The organism is Acidovorax sp. KPB24-07, assembly GCF_057543315.1.
Window position 1 is genome coordinate 1 of the sequence record NZ_BAAJYS010000659.1, and the last position, 1,296, is coordinate 1,296.

Below are 1,296 nucleotides of genomic sequence, written 5' to 3' on the forward strand. Positions count from 1 at the left end.
CCCAGTCGCGCCACGCCCTCGCGGATCTTGTCCACATCGGCCGTGGCGGAACGACAGGCGCAGCGTGGCGTGGTCGGGCTGCGCGCAGAAGAACGGCGTGCCGGGCACGAAGGCCACGCCCTGCTCGATGGCCTTCTTGGCCAGCACGTTGCCGTCGGCCACCTGGCCGCGCGCGCCGGTGAGGCGCGCCCAGACGAACAGGCCGCCCTGCGGCTGCACGAACGCGATGGCGTCGCCCAGTTCCTTGCGCAGCGCATCGCCCATGGCCTCGGCGCGCTCGGCGTACACCGCGCGCACCTTGGCCAGCGTGGCGGGCATGCGGCCGGCCTTGAGGTACTGCGCGGCCGTGGCCTGCGCGAAGGTGCTGGTGTGCGCATCGCTGAACTGCTTGCACATGGTGGCCTTGGCCAGCAGCTCGGCCGGCGCGATGAGCCAGCCCACGCGCAGGCCGGGGCTCAGCACCTTGCTCAGGCTGCCGCAGTGCACCAGCAGGTCGCGGCTGCCGGGCACGTCGGCCGACAGCGCCAGCAGGCTGGGCGGCGGCGCCTCGCCGAAGTACAGGTCGCCGTAGGGGTCGTCCTCGACGATCAGCGTCTGGCGGCGGGCGGCCATCTCCAGCACCTTTCGGCGGCGCTCCAGGCTCAGCAGCGCGCCGCTGGGGTTGCCGAAGGTGGGGATGAGGTAGACGAACTTGGGGCGGTGCTCGGCGATGAGCTTTTCCAGCGCGTCGGTGTCCACGCCTTCGCCATCGACCGGCGCGCTGATCAGCTCGGCGCCATAGAGGCGAAAGCACTGGATGGTGGCCAGGAAGGTCGGGCCTTCCACGATCACCTTGTCGCCAGGGCTGATGAGCGTCTTGCCCAGCAGGTCCAGCGCCTGCTGGCTGCCGGTGGTGACGATGAGGTTGTCGGTCGCCACGTCCCTGGCGCCCTTGCTGACCATGAAGGCGGCCAGTTGCTCGCGCAGGGGGTTGTAGCCCTCGGTGGCGCCGTACTGCAGGGCCGCGCCCGGCTCCTCGGCCAGGGCCTTATTGGAGGCCTCGCGGATGCCGTCCACATCGAACATCGCGCTGTCCGGAAATCCCCCGGCAAAGCTGATGATGCCGGGCTTGCCCAGCAGCTTGAAAAGCTCGCGGATGGCGGAGGTCTCTACGTTGTTCAGTCGGTCGGCGAATTGCAGGGGCATGGTCGGGGTCTCACTTTCTGGATGCCATTGTCGCCAAATCGGCGTGGCGTTTTCCTGCGTGTGGTGCCAGTGCACGCGGCCGGCGCGCCGGGGCCGCGGCGCGCCGGCACG

The 1,296-nt window shown here is 70.1% G+C and carries 1 pseudogene; it reads right to left on the reverse strand.

Annotation, left to right across the window (positions count from 1 at the left end):
* Positions 1–1,179 (reverse strand): annotated as a pseudogene (locus AC27IQ_RS24785) (aminotransferase-like domain-containing protein); the annotation flags it as partial.
* Between the last annotated feature and the right edge of the window lie 117 nt (positions 1,180–1,296).